Source organism: Paenarthrobacter nitroguajacolicus (assembly GCF_029952445.1).
Taxonomy (GTDB): Bacteria; Actinomycetota; Actinomycetes; order Actinomycetales; family Micrococcaceae; genus Arthrobacter; species Arthrobacter nitroguajacolicus_B.
Genome location: NZ_JAQPPK010000062.1, coordinates 1 through 1,879, shown reverse-complemented (window position 1 = coordinate 1,879; position 1,879 = coordinate 1). Strand labels below are relative to the sequence as shown.

At 55.8% G+C, this 1,879-nt stretch carries 1 rRNA gene; it reads right to left on the bottom strand.

The window, feature by feature from the left end:
* Positions 1-178: 178 nt before the first annotated feature.
* Positions 179-1,698: ribosomal RNA gene (locus PJL15_RS22505) — 16S ribosomal RNA — on the bottom strand.
* Positions 1,699-1,879: the final 181 nt, after the last annotated feature.

Here is a 1,879-nt window from a genome sequence, read left to right as displayed (position 1 = left end):
GCGGGCACTGCCGTACTGGCACCAGGACACAACCACAAAGGCCATGCCAAAAAACTTTGATTCGTTGATATTCCACCCATGAGCACCCACCGCAGAACAAACGCCTGCGCAATGGGCAACACTGACAACCACCCCCCACCCATGCAGGCAGGAGAACATGTTGTTAGCAGCTCCTTAGAAAGGAGGTGATCCAGCCGCACCTTCCGGTACGGCTACCTTGTTACGACTTAGTCCCAATCGCCGGTCCCACCTTCGACGGCTCCCCCCACAAGGGTTAGGCCACCGGCTTCGGGTGTTACCAACTTTCGTGACTTGACGGGCGGTGTGTACAAGGCCCGGGAACGTATTCACCGCAGCGTTGCTGATCTGCGATTACTAGCGACTCCGACTTCATGGGGTCGAGTTGCAGACCCCAATCCGAACTGAGACCGGCTTTTTGGGATTAGCTCCACCTCACAGTATCGCAACCCTTTGTACCGGCCATTGTAGCATGCGTGAAGCCCAAGACATAAGGGGCATGATGATTTGACGTCGTCCCCACCTTCCTCCGAGTTGACCCCGGCAGTCTCCTATGAGTCCCCGGCCGAACCGCTGGCAACATAGAACGAGGGTTGCGCTCGTTGCGGGACTTAACCCAACATCTCACGACACGAGCTGACGACAACCATGCACCACCTGTAAACCGACCGCAAGCGGGGCACCTGTTTCCAGGTCTTTCCGGTTCATGTCAAGCCTTGGTAAGGTTCTTCGCGTTGCATCGAATTAATCCGCATGCTCCGCCGCTTGTGCGGGCCCCCGTCAATTCCTTTGAGTTTTAGCCTTGCGGCCGTACTCCCCAGGCGGGGCACTTAATGCGTTAGCTACGGCGCGGAAAACGTGGAATGTCCCCCACACCTAGTGCCCAACGTTTACGGCATGGACTACCAGGGTATCTAATCCTGTTCGCTCCCCATGCTTTCGCTCCTCAGCGTCAGTTACAGCCCAGAGACCTGCCTTCGCCATCGGTGTTCCTCCTGATATCTGCGCATTTCACCGCTACACCAGGAATTCCAGTCTCCCCTACTGCACTCTAGTCTGCCCGTACCCACTGCAGAACCGGAGTTGAGCCCCGGTCTTTCACAGCAGACGCGACAAACCGCCTACGAGCTCTTTACGCCCAATAATTCCGGATAACGCTTGCGCCCTACGTATTACCGCGGCTGCTGGCACGTAGTTAGCCGGCGCTTCTTCTGCAGGTACCGTCACTTTCGCTTCTTCCCTACTGAAAGAGGTTTACAACCCGAAGGCCGTCATCCCTCACGCGGCGTCGCTGCATCAGGCTTGCGCCCATTGTGCAATATTCCCCACTGCTGCCTCCCGTAGGAGTCTGGGCCGTGTCTCAGTCCCAGTGTGGCCGGTCACCCTCTCAGGCCGGCTACCCGTCGTCGCCTTGGTAGGCCATTACCCCACCAACAAGCTGATAGGCCGCGAGTCCATCCAAAACCACAAAAGCTTTCCACCACCATGACATGCGCCAGATGGTCATATCCGGTATTAGACCCAGTTTCCCAGGCTTATCCCAGAGTCAAGGGCAGGTTACTCACGTGTTACTCACCCGTTCGCCACTAATCCCCCAGCAAGCTGGGATCATCGTTCGACTTGCATGTGTTAAGCACGCCGCCAGCGTTCATCCTGAGCCAGGATCAAACTCTCCGTTGAAAAATAACAGACACAACCACACCCACCGGAAATAACGGCAAACGCGGCTGCACAAAATTCGAAACCAGCTGAAAACCAGACCACCACACACGGGGGTGCGGGCAATCCGGCATAATTCAACCAATCAATAAAACAATCGGTATCAACAAACTTGGCACACTATTGAGTTCTCAAACAACAG